This is a genomic window from Companilactobacillus miaonis, assembly GCF_036913615.1.
Taxonomy (GTDB): Bacteria; Bacillota; Bacilli; order Lactobacillales; family Lactobacillaceae; genus Companilactobacillus.
In genome coordinates this window covers 26,275-49,591 of sequence record NZ_JAYKTX010000012.1, presented here as the reverse complement: position 1 = coordinate 49,591, position 23,317 = coordinate 26,275, and the positions used below count along the sequence as shown (strand labels likewise).

Here is a 23,317-nt window from a genome sequence, read left to right as displayed (position 1 = left end):
ATTTTTTCATTTAATCAAACTAATATGTCATCATCAGCAATTTTTAACTTGCTCTAGCGTCATTTTTCGCTATAATTAGAGCTCGTACTAAACTTTTTGTTTACTCTAAGAAAACAGAAATCGAGGTGAGCGTCATGGACATTGGTCAACGACTCCACAACCTACGGGTTCAGAAACAACTGACCCAAGAGGAACTAGCTGAACGTACCGACCTTAGTAAAGGTTATATATCACAACTTGAACATAATCAATCGTCGCCTTCAATGGAGACCTTTTTCTCAATCCTCGCGGTGCTAGGCAGTAGCCCCGCCGCATTCTTCGCACCGGAATCACCCAGCCGTAAGATTGTTTACCGGGCAACGGAGCAAACGACTTATGACGATGAAGCACTGGGATACCGTTTAACTTGGCTGGTGCCGGCTTCGAAAGAAAACAAACTCGAACCCGTTACCATTACGCTCGCGCCCAATGGTTGCTTCAAAGCTCTTGAGCCCTCGCTGGCAGAAATCTTTATCATGGTCCAAACCGGTGAACTAGATTTACAGCTTGGCACTACGCATCACCGCGCAACTGCTGGTGACACTCTTTATTATCATGCAACCCAGACGCACCAAGTTCGTAACGCTGGTCAAACGTCCTGTACGTTTACTCTAGTCACCAACGCGTCTTATTTGTAAATCACAAGGAGGTCTTTTTCTTGGCCGTTAATATCCAACCGATTGTTCGGTTAAAAAATGTTTATAAAAGTTACGGGGACCATCAGATCCTCAAAAATATCAATTTAGAACTCGAGGCCGGTAAATTTTACACGCTGCTGGGACCTTCCGGTTGTGGTAAAACGACCATCTTACGGACAATTGCCGGCTTTACCGACGTCACGGCCGGCGACGTCGAATTTGACGGTCAAGTCGTTAACGACCTTCCCGCCAACCAACGTCAAGTCAACACTGTCTTCCAAGACTACGCGCTATTCCCACACCTAAATGTTGCCGAAAACGTTGCGTTCGGATTAAAACTCAATAAGCTCTCCAAAGCTGAAATTGATAAACGGGTCAGCGAAGCCCTCGCGATGGTTCAACTCGCCGACTTCGGTGACCGTGAAATCAATGAAATTTCTGGTGGTCAACAACAACGGGTCGCAATTGCAAGAGCCTTAGTCATGCGACCAAAAGTCTTGTTACTGGACGAACCACTATCCGCTCTGGACGCTAAATTACGAAAAGACATGCAGTACGAACTACGTGAATTACAACAAAGTCTTGGGATTACCTTCTTATTCGTGACCCACGACCAGGAAGAAGCCCTGGCCATGAGTGACGAAATTTTCGTCATGCGTGCTGGTGAAATCCTACAAGGCGGTTCACCAGTTGATATTTATGACGAGCCGATCAACCACTTCGTCGCCAATTTCATCGGTGAAAGTAACATCATCCCTGGCAAAATGCTTCAAGACTTCCAAGTTGAATTCGTGGGCAAATCCTTTGAATGCGCCGACGCCGGCATACCATCTAATGAGGCCGTTGAAGTCGTCTTACGACCTGAAGACTTGGACATCGTGGCGGCTGCTCAGGGTAAACTCGTGGTAACCGTTGATTCCCAACTATTCCGCGGCAATTACTTTGAAATTGTCGCCTACGATACTGACGGCAATGAATGGCTAGTCCACTCGACCAACCCGGCAGACGAAGGTGAACCAATCGGATTGACTTTTGACCCGCAAGATATCCATGTCATGCGCCTTAACGAAACCGAAGCGGCCTTCGACGCCCGCCTGGAAAAATACGAAGATGATTAGGAGGGACAGCATATGCAACGTAAACAACGGTTAAGTCGGCAAACAGCCTACTTTATTCCCTACATACTTTGGATTGGCCTGTTCGTGATCGCACCAGTAGTCTTACTGGTCTACCAATCATTTTTCGACATCAACGGCCACTTTACACTGAGCAATTATCAAACTTATTTTTCGTCCAATACTTACCTAATGATGACCTTAAATTCCGTTTGGTATGCATTTTTAATTACCTTTGCAACTTTGATAATCAGTTATCCGACCGCCTACGTACTGAACACTACTAAGTATCCACAACTCTGGTTACTACTCATCATCATGCCAACCTGGATCAACTTATTATTGAAAGCCTACGCCTTCATTGGTATTTTCAGTCAGGCGGGAATTGCCAACCAGTTTTTACAATTCATCGGCATAGCCCCGCAACAAATTTTGTTCACCAAGTTTAGCTTTATTTTCGTTGCGGCTTACATTCAAATTCCGTTCATGGTCCTACCGATTTATAACTCGATCAATGAACTGAATCCATCTTACGTTAACGCTAGTAAGGATCTCGGTGCCACGTCCTGGCAGACTTTCAGTAAAGTCATCTTTCCACTGACCTTGCCGGGAGTCAAAGCTGGTGTCCAAGCCGTCTTCATTCCGTCATTATCACTCTTCATGTTGACGCGTTTAATTGGTGGTAACAAGGTAATCACCCTCGGGACCGCGATTGAAGAACACTTCCTAACGACCATGAACTGGGGAATGGGCTCGACCATTGGGGTAATTTTGATCATTGCGATGGTCATCATCATGAGCCTGACCGGTGGCAGCAAACGTCGAACGAAAAGGGAGGGAACGAAATGAACATTCATAACTTTAAATGGCGCAACCTATACCTCTGGTTCGTCTTTATCATCCTGTACGCACCGATCATCTTTTTAATCGTCTACTCGTTCAGTAAAGGCAACACGATGAACAATTTCCACGGTTTTACTTGGGCACACTACCAGGACCTATTCACCGACAGTCGCCTGATTGCGATTTTCTTGGATACCCTACTCGTTGCGCTGCTTTCATCAATCTTAGCCACGATTGTTGGGACGCTCGGAGCGCTGGGAATTAGTCAAACGACCCGCACCGTTACTAAAAATACGTTACTTTCACTGAACAATATTTTAATGGTGTCACCAGACGTTATTATCGGTGCTAGTTTTTTAATCTTCTTCACGGCACTTAAAATCCCCTTAGGTTTCGGTTCAGTTTTACTCAGCCACATCGCCTTCTCGATTCCAATCGTCGTTTTGATGGTCCTACCAAAAGTTCAGGAAATGAGTCGGAGTTTGTTAGACGCGGCCGCCGACCTTGGAGCCAACAGCTGGCAACTATTAAGTCAGGTCACAATTCCATACATCATGCCAGGTATCCTTTCCGGTTTCTTCATGGCGCTGACCTACTCGCTTGACGACTTTGCGGTCACTTTTTTCGTCACTGGGAACGGCTTTTCGACCCTATCCGTCGAAATTTACTCGCGGGCGCGTCAAGGCATCAACTTGGAAATTAATGCGCTGTCCGGCCTCATGTTCCTGTTGGCGTTAATCTTAGTTATCGGCTATTACTTCATTAACCAATACAGCAGTCGGCACCGACACGCTAATACGAGGGGGCACCGCAAATGAAAAAGCTACTAAGTATCATCGTTGCCTTATTCGCAGTGTGTGGCCTACTGGCATTCGGTGCTAACCAGCTGCAATCCACTTCCGGCAGTACCGGCAAAAAAGTCTTGAATTTATATACTTGGGGAGACTATATCGACCCCAATCTACTGACTAAATTTCAAAAACAAACCGGCTACCACGTCAACGTAGAAACGTTCGATAGCAATGAAGCCATGTTCACCAAAATCAAGCAGGGCGGGACTAGTTACGACCTAACGGTGCCGAGTGACTACATGATTGAAAAAATGAAAAAAGCCAACCTGTTATTACCACTTGATAAGAAGCGCCTGACCGGTATGGCTAACTACGATAGTCGCTTCATGAACCTTGACTTCGATAAACATAACCGCTACTCAGTGCCCTACTTCTGGGGGACGCTCGGAATCATTTACAACGATAAGTTCGTCAAAGCAGGTAGTATTAATCACTGGAACGACCTTTGGCAACCCAAGTACCGTGATAAAATTATGTTGATTGACAGTGCCCGCGACGTGATGGGTTTTTCACTCGCATCGATGAACAAATCGATGAATACGACGAACCCAGCTACCCTTTTGGCAGCCCGCAATAAGCTAAACCGGCTATCACCTAATGTTAAAGCAATCGTCGCTGACGAAATTAAAATGTACATGATTCAAAACGAAGCCGCCATCGCTGTCGATTGGTCCGGTGAAGCCAGTGAAATGCTGGATGAAAACGACCACTTGCACTACATCGTGCCTTCAGAAGGTAGTAACCTCTGGTTTGACAACCTGGTCATTCCGAAAACTGCCAAGCACTTTGATGCTATTTACGCCTTCTTAAACTTCATGAGTGAACCGAAAAATGCGGCGCAAAACGCGGAATACATTGGTTACGCAACGCCCAATAAGAAGGCCAAAGCCTTATTGCCAAAAGCTATTCAAAACGACCGCCAGTTTTATCCGGACGATCAAACAATTCGCCACTTACAAATTTATAAGGACTTAACACCAGCTGAAGTCGGGTTATATAACGATCGTTACCTAGAATTTAAATTGCACCATTAATACGCAACAAAAAAACCTGGACAAATGCCAGGTTTTTTTGTTACAAGTTAGCGTTAATTTCACTTACAATTTGTTCTGGTGTTAATTTAAATTCATGCCACAATTCAGCAGTAGTTTCACGGTCGTTGAATCGTTTTGCAGCACCGAAATTCAAAGTGTGAACATCAGTATTGCCATAGAAGCGACTGACCTTTTCACCAAAGCCGCCACTTAAACTAGCTTCTTCAAGCGTGACTACTAGTTGATGGTCTTTCTCTAAACTAGTCAAAGTTGCTTCATCTAGTTTTGAGATATCACGTGGGTCGATTACGGTTGCGTCAAAATCTAAATCGTTTTGAACTTTTTGGGCTAGTGGCAACAAGCTTCCAACGCCTAAGATAGCAACTTTTTGACCTTTGTGTAAAACATTCATCTTGTGAGCATCAAAATCGGCTAATTCACTTGAATGAACGCCGTTGCTTGGAACTCTGATAGCAACTGGTCCGTTATTTTGATGCAAAGCGTAATGCATCATAGCTTGTAATTCTTCTTTAGTCGTTGGAGCTAAATAAGTCAATCCAGGAATGTTACTCAACATAGCAACGTCGAAAATTCCTTGGTGAGTTGGATCTCCAGCACTGATGCTGCCACCTGAAACCATGATCGTCACTGGCAATTTGTTGATACCCAAATCATGTGACAATTGATCATAAGCTCTTTGCAAGAAAGTTCCTGACTCAAAGGCAATTGGACGCATCCCCATCTTAGCTTGACCGGCTGCTAACGTAATCGACTCTTGTTCAGCGATTCCGACATCAAAGTAATTTTCAGGGTGTTTCTTACCAAAACGTTTCAAATCATAACTTCCAGGAATTGCCGCCGTGATAGCTGTAATTGGTGTACCGGCTGAGAATTCCTTTTCCAATTGGTTGTGAATTACGTCAGTGTAAGTTTCACCAGTTACCGGATGCAAAGTTTTTCCTGTGGCCAAGTCAAATGGTACGTGCCAGTGGAAAGCTTCTTTATGGTCAATAGCTGGTTGATAGCCGTGACCTTTTTCAGTATGGACGTGCAAGACGATCGGATGGTCGATATCCTTAACTTCCTTGAACACATCGAGCATTGTTGAAATATCATTTCCATTTTCAACGTAACTGTAGTCAAGCCCCATAGCTTTAAAGAGATTGTGGGAACTTTGACCGTTAGTGTCACGCAATTCTTTTAGTCCTTCATAGATACCACCGTGATCTTCAGCGATAGCCATTTCATTATCATTAACTAAAATAATCAAATTAGATTTCAAAGTAGCAGCGATGTTCAAACCTTCTAAGGCAAGTCCACCAGAAAGTGAACCATCACCGATAACTGCCATAACGTTACCGCTCTTACCTTGCAAATCTCTGGCACTAGCCATCCCAGTTGCTAGAGCAATCGAAGTTGAGGTGTGACCGATGTTGAAGTAATCATGTGGACTTTCCTCTGGTTCTGTATAGCCACTAACATCGTTGAAGTGGTCTTTACTCAACCAAGCTTCTTTTCTACCTGTTAAAATCTTATGGGTATATGATTGGTGCGATACATCCCAAACTACTTTGTCAGTTGGTGAATTAAAGATGGTGTGAAAGGCAATCGTCAATTCAACGACACCTAAGTTTGGTCCAACGTGACCGCCAGTTTGACTAACTTTATTCAAAAGAACTTGGCGGATTTCTTTAGCCAATTGAGTCAACTGTTCGCGTGACAGTTTTTTCAAATCAGCTGGTTGATTAATTGTTTCTAAAATTGGTGTATTCATTACTTTCTCCCCTCAATGCAAAATATCAATGATTTCATCTTAGACCCTCGAGTTAACTTTAGGTCAAGAACTTTTCGAAGATTATTGACAAATTATCCTGCCAACAAGTAACCTAAGTAAGTTGTACTTATATATAGGTGGTTTCTTATGAAAGAAAAATTATTTAAAAAGGCCGACTACAAACAATTTGTGGCCGGTGATGCTCATTTTGAAAAAGTTTTAACTAAGGGGAACTTGATTTCGATGGGAATCGGCGCCATCATCGGGACGGGAATTTTCATTCTACCTGGTATCGTCGCTTACGGAACAGCTGGTCCAGGAATCACGATCTCCTTTATTTTGGCAGCTATCGTCTGTGTCTTGACGGCGATGTGTTTTGCGGAATTGTCATCCACTTTCCCAGTCGCTGGCAGTACTTATTCATACGGTAGTATTATTTTCGGTCAATTTCCTGGCTGGTTGATTGGCTGGGCTTTGTGTTTGGAATACGTTTTAGGAGTCTCAGCAGTCTCATCTGGCTTTTCAGCGTATTTTGTCAGTCTCTTCAAAGGATTAGGCGTCACTTTACCAAAAGCTATCACAGGTCCATTTTCACCCAGTAATGGAACCTTTATTAACTTACCATCCGTGATCGTTTTAATTCTGATCTATTTACTTTTGAGACGAGGAATCCAAGCCTCCGCTAGAATGAATACAGTGATGGTATTCGTCAAAATTGCCGTCGTCTTGGCTTTCATTATTATCGGACTTTTCTACATCAAACCAGAAAATTATCATCCTTATTTTCCCATGGGTGGTATGGGAGTAGTAAAGGGAGCAGCCTTAGTATTTTTTGCTTACTTAGGCTTTGATGTTATCCCCTCATCCGCTCCTGAAGTAAAGAATCCGCAAAAGAACATCCCTATCAGTATTATGGTTTCACTAGCAATTTGCGCAATTTTATACGTCATCTTGTCAGCTGTGTTAACGGGAATGATCAATTATAAAGACCTAAATGTTTCTGATCCGGTCGTCTATGCCTTACAACAAGTAGGACTCAGCAAAGTGACCTTCCTCATCAGTATCGGAGCCCTCGCCGGCATGTTCACGATGATGCTCAACACCGTTTATGGCGGTTCTCGCTTGATCTATGCCTTAGGCCGTGATGCCATGATTCCTAAAGCCTTTGGAAAAATAGATTCCAAAGCAAAAATGCCAATCCTGTCACTCAATGCAATCTCACTACTAGCAATTTTGTTAGGTGGATTCGTCTCGCTACAAGAATTGACTAGCTTGGTCAATATCGGCACGTTGTTGTCCTTCGTCTTCGTGGCCTTAGGTATCATCCGTTTGAGACACCGCAGTGACGTTCCTAAGAGTGATTTCAAAGTCCCACTTTATCCCTGGCTACCAGCAATTTCAGCTATTTTGTGTCTGATTTTGATGACCCAAGTCAGCATCAATTCCTGGATAACATTTATCTTCTGGATTTTGTTAGGAGTAATTATTTACTTTATGTATGGGTATAGAAAATAATCTTTTGTGCTATTCGTTGGTGGCGAAATTTGCCTCCCTCCACAAAAACACGATTGGGATAATCTGAAAATAGTAAAAAATAACAGCGTCTATTCATAAATACGTAGTTAATTCTATGTACATATATATGAACAGGCGCTGTTTTTTAATTGTTTAAAAATACCAGATCAAAATTAATCATTATTTACTTTGAAAATATGGTTCCGTAATCGTCAATTTACCTAAATCCAAATCTAACTCGGCTTCTAATCCATATGGTAAAGCTGTTCTTGGATAAGCATGTCCAAAATTGAGATTCGTCATCAGTGGTGTTTGTAAGTCCGCAGTTACTTCTTTTAAGATTCGACAATAATCTTCATAGTAAATTTCATTTTGTGGTTTGCCGGTAATAATTGCGGCCACATTTTGTAAGATTCCCCGTTGCTTGAGATTTTCTAGCATCGTCTTGTACAAAGCTGGGTCAGGTTTTTCTTCACTAGTTTCTAAAAAGAGTATCTTACCGACAAATTCATCCGCATCTGGTAATAAATGAAATTCTTGGCTGACACTTGGTTCATCTGGATAATAACGGTCAACTATTAGACTGTTTAGACTGTCCAAACAACCTCCGAGTAATTTTCCAGTGACTTTGCCCGATCCACGTAAAACTTGATAACCTCTTTTTTCAGGATGACTAATTCGGGAAGTGCCGACTGCCTGACTGGAAAAATCAGTTCGCTCTTCATACCAAATTGGACTACTGGAAATTTCTGTTGTCTTTGGATTATTAAAGAAATGCTCCAAGGTTTTCTTTGTATATGGTAATAGATCTGGCCCTAATTCTGCCACATCATTAATAAAACTAGGTCCATAATAAGTCGTTAAACCCAATTGATAGAGCATCAAATGATTGACCGTTGTATCCGAAAAACCAGTAAATAATTTGGGATGTTCTTGAACATTTTTAATGAAGCTTTCATCCTTTAACAAATAAGGCGCCAAACGATAAGTATCATCCCCACCGATTGCGCAAAAAATCCCTTTGATTTCCGCGTCACTAAAAGCTTGTTTTAAATCTTCTGCCCGAGCTTCAGGATGATTTTTCAGATAATCTAATCCCTTCAAACTGTTTTTCATGAAGATTGGCACTAAGCCTAATTCCTTCATTCTAACTTTTCCAGCTCTTAGTTCATGAGCAACTGATTTCTCACCTAAGACCCCTGAGGACAGACTGACGATGGCGACATGGTCACCCTTTTGTAAAGCTTGCGGTTTAATCATAAAACCCCTCCCAAATATTTATTTTTCAGCCACATAATTACCGCCACTAAAATGATGATTACCGATAATTGAATCGGGAAAAATAGTATCAAAAAGATTCCTGCGATAATTGGTGATAACAATTCACTCATCAAGACAGTCGCAAAGACTGCCACGACTAATAACGTATCAACATTCAACAACTGCGCCATGGCAAATCCTGAGGTTAATGCCGCAAAAGTAATCGGAAAAATATTTCCTCCACGCCAATTTAAACTCAAACACCAGACTAAAAAGATCAACTTTAAGAAGGCTAAAATGAACAACTCTAAAACCGGTTTTTGACTCCAAGTCGTGACCAATAAATGTAAACTGTGCTGACCAGAGAACAATAAATCAGGAACAAAAAAAGCTACTACAATAATGCCCAAAGCACCCAACAAAATTTTGACAGCTAGTGATAAATTAAGTTGGTCGACCATTTTTTCGAATAATTGACCAGCCACTTTTAAGATTTTACCAACGATTATTCCGATAATTAATAACACCGGAACCACCCACAATTGTTGCCAAGTCCAGTGAGTTTGACCAAGTTTAGTAATAAATGAAGGTTGGTCAGTTTGTTTGATCAATAGGCCAAAAGCCAAAATACCATTGACCGTGAAGACAAAGTACAAAATCTTTTTCCATTTGATCAATTTGGGATTCTTGACCGCCTTTTGAGCATTGTACTTTTGACGATAATTGAATGGATCAAGCAACCGTCTAAAAACTTGTTTCAAAGGTAGTTGCAACAATTCTTCATAGTTGAAATAAAAATAACGTAAATTATCCGCTTGCCAGATCGATAACGAAATAATTGCACTCAATAAGGCAGCTTCTGGACCGACACCAGCTCCAAAACCCAAAATAACGATGGTGATCAATAAATTCAAAAAGACATCTTGATAATCGATCGTCTGATTTTCTTTTAATTCCTTAATCGAATCATGCGTTGTTTTAGGAAGGTTTGGCCACTTTTTTAAGAGGAAATACAAAATGACACTCCCCACCAAAACAACAAAAGTTTGAACGAGATGATTTTGCCCGTGCCAAATGATTTCCGTGATGAAATTCTCTAGGACTAAAAAGACAGCCGCAATCAATCCAATCACAGCACTTAAAAACAGTCCGTAACTAACAAAAGCAATTTTTTTAATTACCATCACCCACTCTCTAAATACTGCTGATTATATCATTAATAAATAAAAAAAAGGCCCTGCAAAAATGCAGAGCCTAAGTGGCAAGGTGCGATGATTTTCCAAACGCTTGCGCGCCAACCATGTTCCCTTACCTCGGTTTGGCACCAGATGTAGTATCGCACGTAAAAAGTGTTTGGTCAATTTTTATTTTTTTAAGCAAAAAATAGAATCCGTTTTCAATTAAAATCCCTGAGAAATCTTGAATTATCAAGCCTTTTGGCATATTGTTTCACATGGAACATCTGGTATCTAAACAAATGTTCGTCACAAGATATAGTATTTAGATAGTTTTTACTAAATCAGCACACAATTTATGACTCAAAATCGCTGATTCAGGACTAACTGGGTTACTAGATCCGTTAGTTACCGCATCCAAAAAAGCGTGAATAATTGGATTGAAGCCACGCGTTACTAAAGTATTTTCCCAGTCGGGGCGAGCTTGTTGCAAAACCGCACCCGTTTGATATGTTTGCAATTTATTCAGATCAGTTACGACTTGACGAGTCTGACTGCCTTGAACTGTTGTTTGTTCTAAATTACTGCCACCAACCATATTAGTGATAATTTGAACTTGTGATTTTTGACCAAATAGAGTCATGTAACCTTGCTCCAAATCACCATCATTGGTTACCAAAAAGTTTTTAACATCAGTAATCTTTTCATCCATCAAATAGACTGCCGTATCGACTGAATGAATCATTAAATCAAAAATAGCAAAAGCGGTTGGCTGAGGTGTATCTTCACGTATTTTTTCAGAGACGATGGTTCTCTTATCAGCCACTTTTTTTAGCTCCTGATTAAATGGTGCAAAACGGCGATTGAAGCCACAAGTTAATAGCAGATTTTTATCAGCTGCCAATTGATAAAGTTGTTCGACTTCTGATAAATTCTCAGAAACCGGCTTGTCAACATAAACATTGATGCCTGCTTCTAATAATTGTTTGATGATTTCAAAATGCGTCTTAGTTGGTGTATGAACAAAAACCGCCAGTGGCTTTTCAGCAATCAATTCAGACAACTTTTTGTGAAAGTGTTTGAAGCCATATTTGTGTTCAAGCATCTCACCTTTTTGTGCATTCCGAGTCGTCAAATGCCATTCAAATTCATCTTGTAAAGTTGCCATGACAGGTAAATAAGCTTTTTGTGCAATATTTCCAAGTCCAATCACGCCAATTTTTTCCATATTATCACTCCATTATCATTAATACTTGTAATCGTTTTCTGATTGTCTGTCTATAATTTTACCACCATCAGCAACCATGTCATCCTCTAAGCATAACGCTATTTATTGCTTAGAACTTTTTATTTATCAAATGATAAATGGAAGCGGAAATTTAACTTTACTTTCTTTTTGAAAAAAAAGAGACGTGTCGCTTGCGACACGTCTCTTTCACGTTTTTCTTTATTAGCATTCGTTAATGTAACGTTATAACGGTTATTTTGCTTCAGGTAATTTAGCAATCTTACCTTGTTCAATATAAACACTCAAGATACTAATATCAGCCGGATTAACCCCACTGATACGACTAGCTTGGGCAATTGTTTCCGGATTGATTTTACTCAATTTTTGAACTGCTTCGGTAGCCAAACTGTCAATCTTAGTGTAATCGATTCTTGCAGGGATCTTCTTTGATTCCATACGCTTCAAACGCTCGATTTGGAATTCTTCTTTCTTGATGTAACCAGCATACTTAGTAGCAATTTCAACTTGTTCAGCTACTCGATTATCAACTGGATAATCAGCTTGACCAATCATATCAATAATATCTTGATAGTGAACTTCTGGTCTTCTCAAGAAATGATCAGCCAAAATTCCATCTTTTAGTGGTTTCAAGTCATGAGCTTTCAAGAATGGTAAAGCCATCTTTGGAGTAATCATCTTACGAGATAGACGGTCTAATTCCATACGAATGGTTTGACGCTTTTCTTTGAAGGCGTTATAACGACTGTCACTGATCAAACCAAGCTTGTAACCTTTATCCGTTAGACGAAGATCAGCATTGTCATGACGCAAGATCAAACGATATTCGGCACGACTTGTCAATAGACGATAAGGCTCATTAGTTCCCTTAGTTACCAAATCATCGATCAAAACACCGATATAAGCTTCGTTACGATGCAAGATAAATGGATCTTTACCTTGAGCACGAAGTGCCGCATTGATACCAGCCATAATCCCTTGTCCAGCAGCTTCTTCATAACCAGAAGTTCCGTTCATTTGGCCAGCAGTGAAGAGATTCTTCACAATTTTAGTTTCCAAATTCAATTTCAATTGCCAAGGTTCAATTACGTCATATTCAATCGCATAGCCAGGACGCATCAACTTAGCATTTTGTAACCCTGCAACTGAGTGCAACATCTTCAATTGAATTTCTTCAGGCATTGAAGTTGAGAAATCACCCACATAATATTCTTGAGTATCTTTACCTTCTGGCTCCAAGAAGATTTGATGTCTTGGCTTGTCAGCGAATCGAACAATCTTATCTTCGATTGAAGGACAATATCTAGGACCAACACCCTTGATGACACCAGAAAACATTGGTGCACGGTCTAGGTTATCACGAATGATCTTGTGAGTATCAGCGTTAGTATAAGTCATCCAACAAGAGATTTGATGTTGTAAATAATTTGAGTCTGGTGTCTCAAATGAGAAGTGATTTGGTTCTTTGTCACCAGGTTGTTCAATTGTTTGATCAAAATCAATCGTATCCTTGTTAACACGTGGTGGTGTACCAGTCTTGAAACGAGTCAACTTGAAACCATGCTTTTCAAGGTCTTCTGACAATTTGATTGAAGGAATACTGTTGTTAGGACCTGATGAATACATCAATTCACCAATAATGATCTTACCTCGTGAAGACGTACCAGCAGTTAAGACAACCGATTTAGCGTGATATCTAGCTCCGGTCGCTGTGACGATTCCTTTGCAGACGCCATCTTCAACGATCAATTTTTCAGCAATACCTTGACGAAGAGTCAAATTAGGTTCCTTTTCCAAAGTATCTTTCATAACGCGGTGGTACATATTCTTATCAGCTTGAGCACGTAAAGCACGAACAGCTGGGCCTTTACCGGTATTAAGCATTCTCATTTGAATGTAAGTTTTATCGATATTCTTACCCATTTCGCCACCAAGCGCATCGATTTCTCGAACAACGATTCCCTTAGCAGGTCCACCAACTGAAGGATTACATGGCATAAAGGCCACCATATCCAGGTTAATTGTAATTAAGAGTGTCTTTTGACCCATTCTGGCAGAAGCTAATGCAGCCTCTGAACCAGCATGGCCAGCACCTACGACGATGACGTCATAAGTTTCTGAATCAAATTCTTTTACTTCCATCTATCTGTTCACCTTTACTATTTTCCTAAACAAAATTGTGAGAATAATTGTGTAATCAACTCATCAGGATAACTTTCTCCAGTAATTTCCCCGAGAGTGTTCCAGCAGTCCGTCATATCAATTTGAACTAAGTCGATAGGCATTCCTGCTTCAATTCCAGAAATAACGCTCTCAAGGCTATTTTTGGCTTTACGTAACAAACCAGCTTGACGAGCACTAGTAATAATTACATTGCTACTATTGTCTTCAATTCCGGAATTAAAAATCTTGCTGATTGTTTGTTTGATTGTTTCAATTCCATCATTTTTAATGGCTGAAGTTTGCAAAATAATATCATCCGCTTTCAGTTGAACAACTGAATTAGGCGTTATAACGGGTATCAAATCAGTCTTGTTAAAAATAACGATTCGACGTTTATCGCTAGTTGCATCAAGTAATTCAATATCATCACCTTCTAGCTCTCGACTTGAGTCTAAAACTAAGATAACTAAATCAGCTTTTTTCAAGGCAGCTTTTGAACGTTCAACCCCAATTTTTTCAACTTTATCTTCAGTATCGCGAATTCCGGCAGTATCGATCAGTTTCAAAGGAACACCATCGATATTGACATATTGTTCAACGACATCTCGAGTCGTACCAGCAACGTCAGTTACGATTGCTTTATCTTCATCCAAGAGGCGATTCAACAAACTAGATTTTCCAACATTTGGCTTTCCGACAATTGCCGTAGCGAGTCCGTGTTGCAAAATTTCACCACTGTCAGCTGTTTTTAAGAGTTCATCGATACTTTTACTTACCGTATGAGCTTTTTCCAACAACATCTTCGTTGTCATTTGGTCAGTATCATACTCTGGATAATCAATATTTACTTCCACTTGAGCTAGTGAGTCGAGAATTTCTTGACGTAAATTGGCAATCAAATGATGTAAATTACCATCCAATTGATTAACAGCAACTTGCATAGCTTTATCAGTTTTAGCACGGATCAAATCCATAACTGATTCAGCTTGCGTCAAATCAATACGGCCATTTAAGAAAGCTCGCTTAGTGAATTCACCAGGTTCGGCCATTCTAGCCCCTGAACCAATCAATAGTTGTAAGACTTTATTCGTTGCAACTATACCCCCGTGGGTATTTATTTCAACGACATCTTCTCGAGTAAAAGTCTTTGGAGCACGCATAACTGAAACCATAACTTCATCAACTAATGATTTAGTACTTGGATCAATTATGTGTCCGTAATTGATCGTATGACTAGCTACTTTTCGTAAATCTTTTCCTTTAAAAATCTTTTCGGCGATGTCAACTGCTTGGTCTCCTGAAAGACGCACGATTGAAATGGCACCTTCCCCAGGAGGAGTCGAAATCGCAGCAATTGTATCGTATTCCGTTACTGCACTTGGCATAAAATAGCTCCCTTCTCTATTTTTGAGCATAAAAAAAGTGCATAATCCGCCTCTTTGACGGAAAAGCACCTTGACTACTTTTCTATATATGTTATGTACAATTTCTAGAACATCTTAAACAGTTTTTTCGAAATTGTCAATTATTTACTTACGATTCTTGTAAATACGCTTCTTAGCTCTTCTAATCTTACGTTGTTTCTCTTTTTCAGCTTCTTCAGCCTCTTTTTGTTCACGACGATACTTGAACGGATTTTGGAAAGCCAATGTCTGAAGAACTTGGAAAGCATTAGTTACAACCCAATAAATTGTAATAGCTGATGGGAATGTCAATGCGGGAACGAAAATGAAGAATGGCATAACGTAAGTCATAATCTTCGTTGTCGAATTTTGTTGTGGTTGTGAAAGACTGGAAATGTAAGTACTCAAGAAAGTAAATACACCGGCCAAAATGGCCATGATGTAATATGGATCAGCCTTTCCTAGTTGCATCCATAAGAATGTCCCATCACGCAATTGTGTTGTCTTGTAAATTGCTTGATACAAGGCAAACATAACTGGCATTTGAATCAATAATGGCAAACAACCAGCCACTGGATTGACTCCAGCTTCACTATAAAGTTTTTGCGTTTCTTCCCTCAATTTTTGTTGCGTATCCACATCTTTAGCAGAATATTTTTCTTGAAGAGCCTTCATTTGAGGTTGGATCTTCATTTGTTTATTCATACTCTTGATTTGGAACCAGTTAAGTGGCAACAAGACAACACGCACGATGATTGTGAAAAGTACGATTGCCCAGCCATAACTGTTACCAGCGACAGAGGCTAACCAAAGAATGAATCTGGAAAAATTATACAAAACATAATGATCCCAAAATCCAGTACTGTGGCTTGTGATTGGTTCGTTCAAATTAGAACAACCCGCTAAAACTAATACAACACTAAGTAATAGCGCAATACCTATGTACTTCTTTAAGCTTTTTTTATTCACTTTTACACCCATTATTTTTTATTTATTAAAATACTTACCCTATTGTAATATTTTACCTAATTTTAATAAATGCACAATATTCTTTTTCGTTTCAAACATGTCCAAATCAAATGATGGTTTCCTTGCGATAATCAAAAAATCCAATTCGTCAGGGATTTCTGGTTTGAGTTCCAAAAGTGATTGACGAATGTATCTTTTGATTCGATTACGACCAACCGCCGTATGGGAAACTTTTTTACCGACCGAAATTCCAACACGGAAATGTTTTTGGTCCTTTTTGGCAATTTTGTACAAGACAAAATTTTTATTAGCGACTGAATATCCATTTGAATAAACATATTGAAATTCATTTTCTTTTTTTATTCGATAGCTTTTTCTCATATGTCACCAGACTACTCTCGTTTTGTAATAAAAAAAGACCACCAAAATTTTAGTGATCCTTCAAAACTAAGCTGATAATACTTTGCGACCCTTTTTACGGCGTCTTGCTAAAACTTTGCGACCATTACTTGTACTCATTCTTTTCATGAAACCATGGACGCGTTCACGGTGACGCTTCTTTGGTTGAAATGTTCTCTTTGTAGTCATCAGTAAACCTCCTGACTCTTTTTTATAAAATTATTTTTTAAATAACACTTCTTCAGACAATTGCTTAACTATAATATCATGATTTGCCATGAATTTAAACAGCTAATTTCCTATAAATAGAATTCTTTCGTGTTAAGTTTTTCGCATTTTCGACTGTGGATAATTTTTGCACTAATTTAATAACAAATTTTATCCACAGCACTTTTAACAGAGTTTTACCCCAAACTTTTTTACTGTGTTATAGTTTTCCACAGGATTGGTGAAAATCTTGTTTTTTGGACGTAACACCGATAAAATGGGCTTTTTTGAGACTGTTAATTGTGGATAACTGTGTGAATAAGTGTTAACACTTCTCTTTTTGCACAAGATTGTGGATTAAGAAAATACCCGTTGTTATTTGTTCTAAATTTAAACAAGTGTTCTGTGGAAAACTATTTAATAGAATGATAAACTATAGAATGTCATTTTAGGGAAAAAATTATCCACAACTACAGATTGGGGGGAAATAATTGCAAAATATAAATAATTCAACTGATCCAAAACTAACAGAATTTTGGGATTATTTTACTAATAAACTCAGATCCCAATTAACTTCTGTTAGTTATTCGACTTGGGTTGAAAGCGCAAATCCCTTATACATTGATGGAAATAACATTTATATTTCTGTACCCACTAAACTTCATAAGGATTATTGGGAAAGAAATTACACAGAAAAAATTGCTATCTATTCATATGAATTAAACGGAATTGAACTCAATCCAATTATCGAAAATGACGATGAAGTCACAAAAAAAGAGGAGCAACCTATTCAAGAGGAAGCTCCTCAACCAGAACCAACACAGAAACATATTTTTCACAATTCACATTTGAATCCTAAATACACCTTCGCTTCATTTATTGTCGGAAGTGGTAACCAAATGGCCCATGCCGCAGCTCTAGCAGCAGCCGAGGATCCCGGTGGTGTCTACAATCCGCTCTTTATTTATGGAGGTGTTGGATTAGGAAAAACTCATTTGATGCAAGCAATTGGACATCAGATGATCAAACTTGATCCAAACGCTAAGGTCAAATATGTCACGAGTGAAACTTTTGCTAATGACTTTATTAACTCAATTCAAATGCGAACTCAAGATGATTTTCGCCAAGAGTATCGAAACGTTGATCTACTATTAATAGATGATATTCAATTCTTCGCTGAAAAAGAGGGAACTCAAGAAGAATTTTTCCATACTTTTAACGAACTTTATGAGAATGGTAAACAAATCGTAATGACTTCCGATCGTTTACCTAATGAAATCCCTAAATTACAGGCCAGATTAGTCTCAAGATTTACAAGTGGTTTGTCAGCTGACATCACAGCACCTGATCTTGAAACTAGAATTGCAATTTTAAGAAATAAAGCTAAGGCAGAACATTTGGAAATTCCAAACGACACATTGTCTTACATCGCAGCCCAGATTGACACGAATGTCCGTGAACTTGAAGGAGCTTTGATCCGTGTCCAAGCTTATTCAACTACTATTAATACTGACATTACAAAGTCCGTCGCCGCTGATGCTTTGAAAGCATTCAAACTATCTAATGATAAAAATGGTATTTCTATTTCCAAGATCCAAACTAAAGTAGCCAAGTACTATCACGTTTCCGTCCAAGATCTAAAAGGAAAGAAGCGTGTCAAAACAATCGTTGTCCCACGTCAAATTGCGATGTACCTATCACGCGAACTGACAGACAAGTCATTGCCACAAATCGGAATGGAATTCGGAGGCAAAGACCATACCACTGTCATGCATTCTTGTGATAAAATATCTGCTTTAGCACTAAAAGATGATGATTTGAAACGCTCTATCAATGAACTGAAAGATGACCTCAGAAATTAACATGTTCATAACTTTCGAGTTTTCCCAAAGTTATCCACAGCTGTTAATAACATGTGAATTTCTTTTTATTTCTAGTCTCAAATAAGTTTTCCACAGTTTCAACAGTACCTACTACTACTTCTATTTATATATTAATTAATTAAAAAAGGGAGTTACCTATGAAATTTTCTATCGATCGAACAAAATTCATTAATCAAACTAGTAACGTTCAACGAGCAATTTCGACAAAAACAACTATACCAATTTTGACAGGTATGAAATTAGACTTATCCGAAAGTGGTTTAACAATTACTGGAAGTAACTCTGATATTTCAATCACAGCTTTCATTGATAAAAATGATTCTGAAAATGATTTGAAAATTGAAAACACTGGTTCAATTGTTTTACCAGCTAGATTCTTTAACGAAATCATCAAAAAGCTTCCCGGTGATAATTTTGAATTAGAAGTTCTTGAAAATAATCAGACTCTAATTAAATCTGGTGTTTCAGAATTTACTATCAATGGTTTAGATGCCGTTAATTATCCTCATTTGCCAGAAGTTGAAACTGATAATCAATTGGTTTTGCCAACTGACGTCTTCAAAGAAGTTGTTAATCAAACTGTTATTGCTGTTTCAACTCAAGAGAGCCGCCCAGTTTTAACAGGTGTCAACTTCTTGATCAGCTCTGAAGGATTAACTGCAGTTGCTACTGATAGTCACCGTCTTTCACAAAGAAAGATCAATATCACTAGTGATGAAGATTATAATTTGATCATTCCAGGTAAGAGTTTGACTGAATTAGTTAGAACTATCAGCGACAGTGTAAAAGAAATTTCAATGTCAATTTCTGAAAACCAAGTTCTATTCAGTTTTGACAACATTATGTTCTACTCACGCTTGCTCGACGGTCGTTATCCAGAAACTGACCGTCTAATTCCTGAAGAATCAAGTACTCGCTTGACATTTGATTCTTCAAAATTGCTTGCTTCAGTAGAACGTGCTTCACTTCTTTCACATGAAAGTCGTAACAACGTTATCAAATTGGAAATTAAAGCTGTGGATAAAAAAGCCACTCTTTATGGAAATTCTCCAGAAGTTGGTACCGTAGAAGAAGTTCTAGATTTTGATAATCTCGAAGGGGACGATTTGGAAATTTCCTTCAATCCTGATTATTTAAAAGATGCTTTGAGATCGTTTGGTAGCAATACAACGATTGAGATGAGTTTTACATCACCACTTCATCCATTTACTTTAAGACCAGTTGAAGATCGCGATAATTTCGTTCAATTGATCACACCAGTTCGAACATTTTAATGTGAAATAGCGCGCTTAGGTTGAATCTTTCGGTTCAGCCTATTTTTTTTACATTGTTATAGATAAACGCCGTAATTTTGCCTAAGAACTTTTTTTTAGCAATTTTAGTGGGTGGATACTCATAAACGTAAAAATTGCTCAAATCGCCTGATATTTCGTTCTAAGTTGTTTTTTATTGTGAAAACAACTATAATATTAGTATGTCATTAAATGGATAAATCTAATAAATAGGGTGTTATTATGTCTGAAAAAATTAAGCTTGAAACTGAATTCATTACCTTAGGTCAATTACTAAAAGATGCTGGAGTCATTTCAACTGGTGGCCAAGCTAAGTGGTTCTTAAAAGAAAATTCAGTCTTACTTAATGGCAGTCCTGAGGATCGTCGCGGTAAGAAATTGCGCTCTGGTGACGTGGTCGTTGTCGGAGACCAAACATTTGAAATTGAATAAATGTTTGTCAAAGAATTAAGATTACAAAATTATCGCAACTACGAATCCTTGCAGGTCGAATTTTCACCTAATATCAACGTTTTTTTAGGTGAAAATGCCCAAGGCAAGACCAATTTATTAGAGGCTATGTATTTTTTAGCTTTAACAAGAAGCCATCGAACATCAAATGACAAGGATTTAATTAAGTGGGGTAGTGATTTTGCACGAATTTCGGGAACGGTTATTAAAGATAACTCCAGTCGTTTGAAGCTGGATCTCGTTATTAGCAAATCAGGTAAAAAAGCTAAATTGAACAATTTGGAACAACGTAAATTATCGACTTATATTGGTAATTTAAACGTGGTCCTTTTTTCGCCTGAGGATCTTTCAATCGTGAAAGGCAATCCGGGAATTCGTCGTAAATTCATTGATATGGAATTTGGCCAAATGTCGCCGCAGTATTTAAAGACGATGAGCCAATTCAAATCAGTTTTAAAACAGCGAAATGCATATTTGAAAAAACTTCAGCATCATCAAGCAAAAGATTTGATTTACTTGGATGTTTTATCTGATCAATTTTCGGCTTACTGTGCTGAAGTAATTTTTTCGCGTTTACAATTTTTGAAAAAATTACAAACGTATATTGAAAAGATTCATGCAAACATAACTGAAGATCATGAAAAACTAAAAATTTCTTACAGCACTTTTTTCAACACCGAAGGAAAAAGTCTTGAAAACATCTATGATATTTTTAAAGATAATTTCAAGAAAAATTACCAAAAAGAGATTCAGCGTGGCGTGACACTTATTGGGCCCCACCGTGACGATATTAAATTTTTGGTAAATGGAAAAAATGCTCAAGATTTTGGTTCACAAGGTCAGCAGCGTTCGGTTGCCTTGAGTTTGAAATTGGCAGAAGTTGAGTTAATGAAGGATCAAGTAGGAGACTATCCAATTTTATTATTGGATGATGTTTTATCAGAACTTGACCATAAAAGACAGACACATCTGTTATCTTCGATCAAACATGGCATTCAAACTTTTATTACTACCACTTCAATCGATGATGTAGATCCTAATTTGGTAAAGAATCCGAATATCTTAAATATAAATAATGGCAAAGTTCAACAGGAGGAGAGATTTAATGGCTGAAGACAGAAAAGCTGAGCTAGAAAAAAGAGAAGAACAAGTCGAAGAATATGATGCGAGTCAAATTCAAGTTCTTGAAGGACTAGAGGCTGTTCGCAAACGTCCCGGTATGTACATTGGTTCTACTAGTAAACAAGGATTACACCATCTTGTTTGGGAAATTATTGATAATGGTATTGATGAAGCTTTGGCTGGTTTCGCAACAAAAATTGAAGTTACTGTTGAGCCTGATAACTCCGTAACTGTTACCGATGATGGACGTGGTATCCCGGTTGACATTCAAAAGAAAACTGGAAAACCAGCTCTTGAAACGGTTTATACAATTTTGCACGCTGGTGGTAAATTCGGCGGTGGCGGATATAAAGTTTCTGGAGGTCTCCACGGTGTTGGTGCTTCCGTTGTTAATGCTTTGAGTAGTGAACTAGATGTTCAAGTTGTTCGTGGCGGCAAGCGTTACGGAATCGACTTCAAACGTGGCAAAGTTAATCATGCGATGCACATTTTAGGTGACGCCGGTGAATTTGACCATGGAACTCGAGTTCATTTTGTACCGGATCCTGATATTTTTACGGAAACAACGGTTTATGATGATAAAGTTTTGACAACTAGAATTAGGGAACTTGCTTTCTTAAATAAAGGTTTGAAATTAACCTTTACTGATAAACGCGCTGACACAGCTGAAAAATTAGTCTTCCACTATGAAGGTGGAATCAAGAGTTACGTTGAATTCATGGATAAGGATAAGGAAGTCTTATTCGCTGATCCAATTTATGTTGAAGGGGTACAAGATGGAATTACTGTTGAAGTTGCCCTCCAATATACTGATGAATATCACACTAACTTGATGACGTTCGCTAATAACATCCATACATATGAAGGTGGAACTCACGAAGTTGGTTTCAAGACCGCTTTGACTAGAGTAATTAACGATTACGCTCACAAAAATAAATTATTAAAAGACACTGAAAAATTATCTGGTGAAGATGTTCGTGAAGGAATGACTGCTGTCGTTTCAATCAAGCATCCGGATCCACAATTTGAAGGTCAAACGAAGACAAAACTTGGTAACAGCGATGCCAGAACAATTACTGATCGCTTGTTCAGTGAACATTTCATGAAATTCTTGATGGAAAATCCTGATGTTGCTAAGAAAATCGTCGAAAAAGGTTCACTAGCTACGAAGGCACGTTTGGCTGCTAAGCGTGCTCGTGAAGTAACTAGAAAACAAAATGGTTTGGAAATCAGTAATTTACCTGGTAAGTTGGCCGACAACTCCAGTAAAGATCCAGAAATTTCTGAATTATTTATCGTCGAGGGTGATTCAGCCGGTGGTTCTGCTAAGACTGGTCGTTCCCGTTTGACACAAGCAATTTTGCCAATTAGAGGTAAGATTTTGAACGTTGAAAAAGCCTCAATGGACAAAATTTTAGCTAACGATGAAATTAGAACTTTGTTTACAGCCATGGGTACTGGATTTGGTGAAGACTTTGATATTTCTAAAGCTAGATATCACAAGATTATTATCATGACCGATGCCGATGTCGATGGTGCTCACATTCGAACATTGTTGCTGACACTGCTCTATAGATATATGAGACCGGTTGTTGATGCAGGATACGTCTACATCGCTAAACCACCTCTGTATCAAGTTCGTCAAGGTAAATTGATGAGATACTTTGATACTGATAAAGAAAAAGATGACTTTGTTGAACAATTGCCACCAAAGCCAGAACCAAAGATTCAACGTTATAAAGGTCTTGGTGAAATGGATGCCGATCAACTTTGGGATACAACTATGGATCCTGAAAAGAGAAGATTGGATCGCGTAAACCTAGATGATGCAATTGAAGCTAACAAGATTTTCTCAATGTTAATGGGGGACAAAGTTGAACCTAGAAGAGACTTCATTGAAGAAAACGCTCGTTACGCAGAAGTAGACTACTAGAGAGGA

At 38.8% G+C, this 23,317-nt stretch carries 20 protein-coding genes; 11 read left to right on the top strand and 9 right to left on the bottom strand.

Features of this window, described 5'->3' with window-relative positions:
* The first annotated feature begins 134 nt into the window (after positions 1-134).
* Genes U8521_RS10440 through U8521_RS10420 form a run of 5 tightly spaced genes read left to right on the top strand, consistent with a single transcriptional unit; the run spans position 135 to position 4,520 of the window.
* On the top strand, positions 135-677 hold the full coding sequence (locus U8521_RS10440) for a helix-turn-helix domain-containing protein (RefSeq protein WP_334352684.1): 543 nt from the start codon (positions 135-137) through the stop codon (positions 675-677).
* Positions 678-697: 20 nt separating this feature from the next.
* Positions 698-1,795, top strand: coding sequence for an ABC transporter ATP-binding protein (locus U8521_RS10435; RefSeq protein WP_334352683.1), 1,098 nt, complete (start codon positions 698-700; stop codon positions 1,793-1,795).
* A 12-nt stretch (positions 1,796-1,807) separates the two neighbouring features.
* The gene (locus U8521_RS10430) at positions 1,808-2,641 is read left to right on the top strand and encodes an ABC transporter permease (RefSeq protein ID WP_334352682.1); all 834 of its coding nucleotides are present in this window, start codon (positions 1,808-1,810) and stop codon (positions 2,639-2,641) included.
* Positions 2,638-3,453 (top strand): ABC transporter permease, encoded by an 816-nt coding sequence (locus tag U8521_RS10425; protein ID WP_334352681.1) that lies wholly within the window; start codon positions 2,638-2,640, stop codon positions 3,451-3,453. The genes U8521_RS10430 and U8521_RS10425 overlap by 4 nt, the downstream gene beginning before the upstream one ends.
* On the top strand, positions 3,450-4,520 hold the full coding sequence (locus U8521_RS10420; protein ID WP_334333197.1) for an ABC transporter substrate-binding protein: 1,071 nt from the start codon (positions 3,450-3,452) through the stop codon (positions 4,518-4,520). Before U8521_RS10425 ends, U8521_RS10420 begins: the two co-directional genes overlap by 4 nt.
* Before the next feature lie 40 nt (positions 4,521-4,560).
* Here the strand turns inward: U8521_RS10420 and U8521_RS10415 are convergent, their stop codons facing one another.
* Positions 4,561-6,294, bottom strand: coding sequence for a 1-deoxy-D-xylulose-5-phosphate synthase (locus U8521_RS10415; RefSeq protein ID WP_334352680.1), 1,734 nt, complete (start codon positions 6,292-6,294; stop codon positions 4,561-4,563).
* A 147-nt stretch (positions 6,295-6,441) separates the two neighbouring features.
* On the opposite strand from U8521_RS10415, the gene U8521_RS10410 reads away from it, so the two are divergent.
* Complete coding sequence (locus tag U8521_RS10410; RefSeq protein ID WP_334333199.1) at positions 6,442-7,809, top strand: amino acid permease; 1,368 nt, start codon at positions 6,442-6,444, stop codon at positions 7,807-7,809.
* A gap of 180 nt (positions 7,810-7,989) precedes the next feature.
* Here the strand turns inward: U8521_RS10410 and U8521_RS10405 are convergent, their stop codons facing one another.
* The 8 genes from U8521_RS10405 to rpmH all read right to left on the bottom strand — a co-directional run bounded on the left by U8521_RS10405 (position 7,990) and on the right by rpmH (position 16,613).
* The gene (locus tag U8521_RS10405; protein WP_334352679.1) at positions 7,990-9,069 is read right to left on the bottom strand and encodes a S66 family peptidase; all 1,080 of its coding nucleotides are present in this window, start codon (positions 9,067-9,069) and stop codon (positions 7,990-7,992) included.
* Positions 9,066-10,253: a chloride channel protein gene (locus tag U8521_RS10400; RefSeq protein WP_334333201.1), complete on the bottom strand. Its 1,188-nt coding sequence runs from the start codon at positions 10,251-10,253 to the stop codon at positions 9,066-9,068. Before U8521_RS10400 ends, U8521_RS10405 begins: the two co-directional genes overlap by 4 nt.
* Positions 10,254-10,569: 316 nt before the next feature.
* Positions 10,570-11,472, bottom strand: coding sequence for a Gfo/Idh/MocA family protein (locus U8521_RS10395; RefSeq protein ID WP_334352678.1), 903 nt, complete (start codon positions 11,470-11,472; stop codon positions 10,570-10,572).
* Positions 11,473-11,724: 252 nt separating this feature from the next.
* A complete protein-coding gene (gene mnmG, locus U8521_RS10390) occupies positions 11,725-13,632 on the bottom strand; it encodes a tRNA uridine-5-carboxymethylaminomethyl(34) synthesis enzyme MnmG (RefSeq protein ID WP_334333203.1) in 1,908 nt (635 codons plus the stop codon).
* Positions 13,633-13,649: 17 nt separating this feature from the next.
* Entirely contained in the window at positions 13,650-15,038 is a 1,389-nt protein-coding gene (mnmE, locus tag U8521_RS10385) for a tRNA uridine-5-carboxymethylaminomethyl(34) synthesis GTPase MnmE (RefSeq protein WP_334352677.1), read from the bottom strand.
* Between the two features lie 144 nt (positions 15,039-15,182).
* A complete protein-coding gene (yidC, locus tag U8521_RS10380) occupies positions 15,183-16,037 on the bottom strand; it encodes a membrane protein insertase YidC (protein WP_334333205.1) in 855 nt (284 codons plus the stop codon).
* 27 nt (positions 16,038-16,064) lie between these two features.
* A complete protein-coding gene (rnpA, locus tag U8521_RS10375; RefSeq protein ID WP_334333206.1) occupies positions 16,065-16,406 on the bottom strand; it encodes a ribonuclease P protein component in 342 nt (113 codons plus the stop codon).
* A 66-nt stretch (positions 16,407-16,472) separates the two neighbouring features.
* The gene (gene rpmH, locus U8521_RS10370) at positions 16,473-16,613 is read right to left on the bottom strand and encodes a 50S ribosomal protein L34 (RefSeq protein ID WP_010625561.1); all 141 of its coding nucleotides are present in this window, start codon (positions 16,611-16,613) and stop codon (positions 16,473-16,475) included.
* Between the two features lie 509 nt (positions 16,614-17,122).
* On the opposite strand from rpmH, the gene dnaA reads away from it, so the two are divergent.
* The 5 genes from dnaA to gyrB all read left to right on the top strand — a co-directional run bounded on the left by dnaA (position 17,123) and on the right by gyrB (position 23,311).
* Positions 17,123-18,493, top strand: a complete 1,371-nt coding sequence (dnaA, locus tag U8521_RS10365) for a chromosomal replication initiator protein DnaA (protein ID WP_334333207.1) — start codon at positions 17,123-17,125, stop codon at positions 18,491-18,493.
* Positions 18,494-18,651: 158 nt separating this feature from the next.
* The gene (gene dnaN, locus U8521_RS10360) at positions 18,652-19,788 is read left to right on the top strand and encodes a DNA polymerase III subunit beta (protein WP_334333208.1); all 1,137 of its coding nucleotides are present in this window, start codon (positions 18,652-18,654) and stop codon (positions 19,786-19,788) included.
* A gap of 240 nt (positions 19,789-20,028) precedes the next feature.
* Complete coding sequence (gene yaaA, locus U8521_RS10355) at positions 20,029-20,238, top strand: S4 domain-containing protein YaaA (protein WP_135374363.1); 210 nt, start codon at positions 20,029-20,031, stop codon at positions 20,236-20,238.
* Entirely contained in the window at positions 20,239-21,369 is a 1,131-nt protein-coding gene (gene recF / locus U8521_RS10350) for a DNA replication/repair protein RecF (protein WP_334352676.1), read from the top strand.
* On the top strand, positions 21,362-23,311 hold the full coding sequence (gene gyrB, locus U8521_RS10345) for a DNA topoisomerase (ATP-hydrolyzing) subunit B (protein WP_334333210.1): 1,950 nt from the start codon (positions 21,362-21,364) through the stop codon (positions 23,309-23,311). Before recF ends, gyrB begins: the two co-directional genes overlap by 8 nt.
* Positions 23,312-23,317 lie beyond the last annotated feature (6 nt).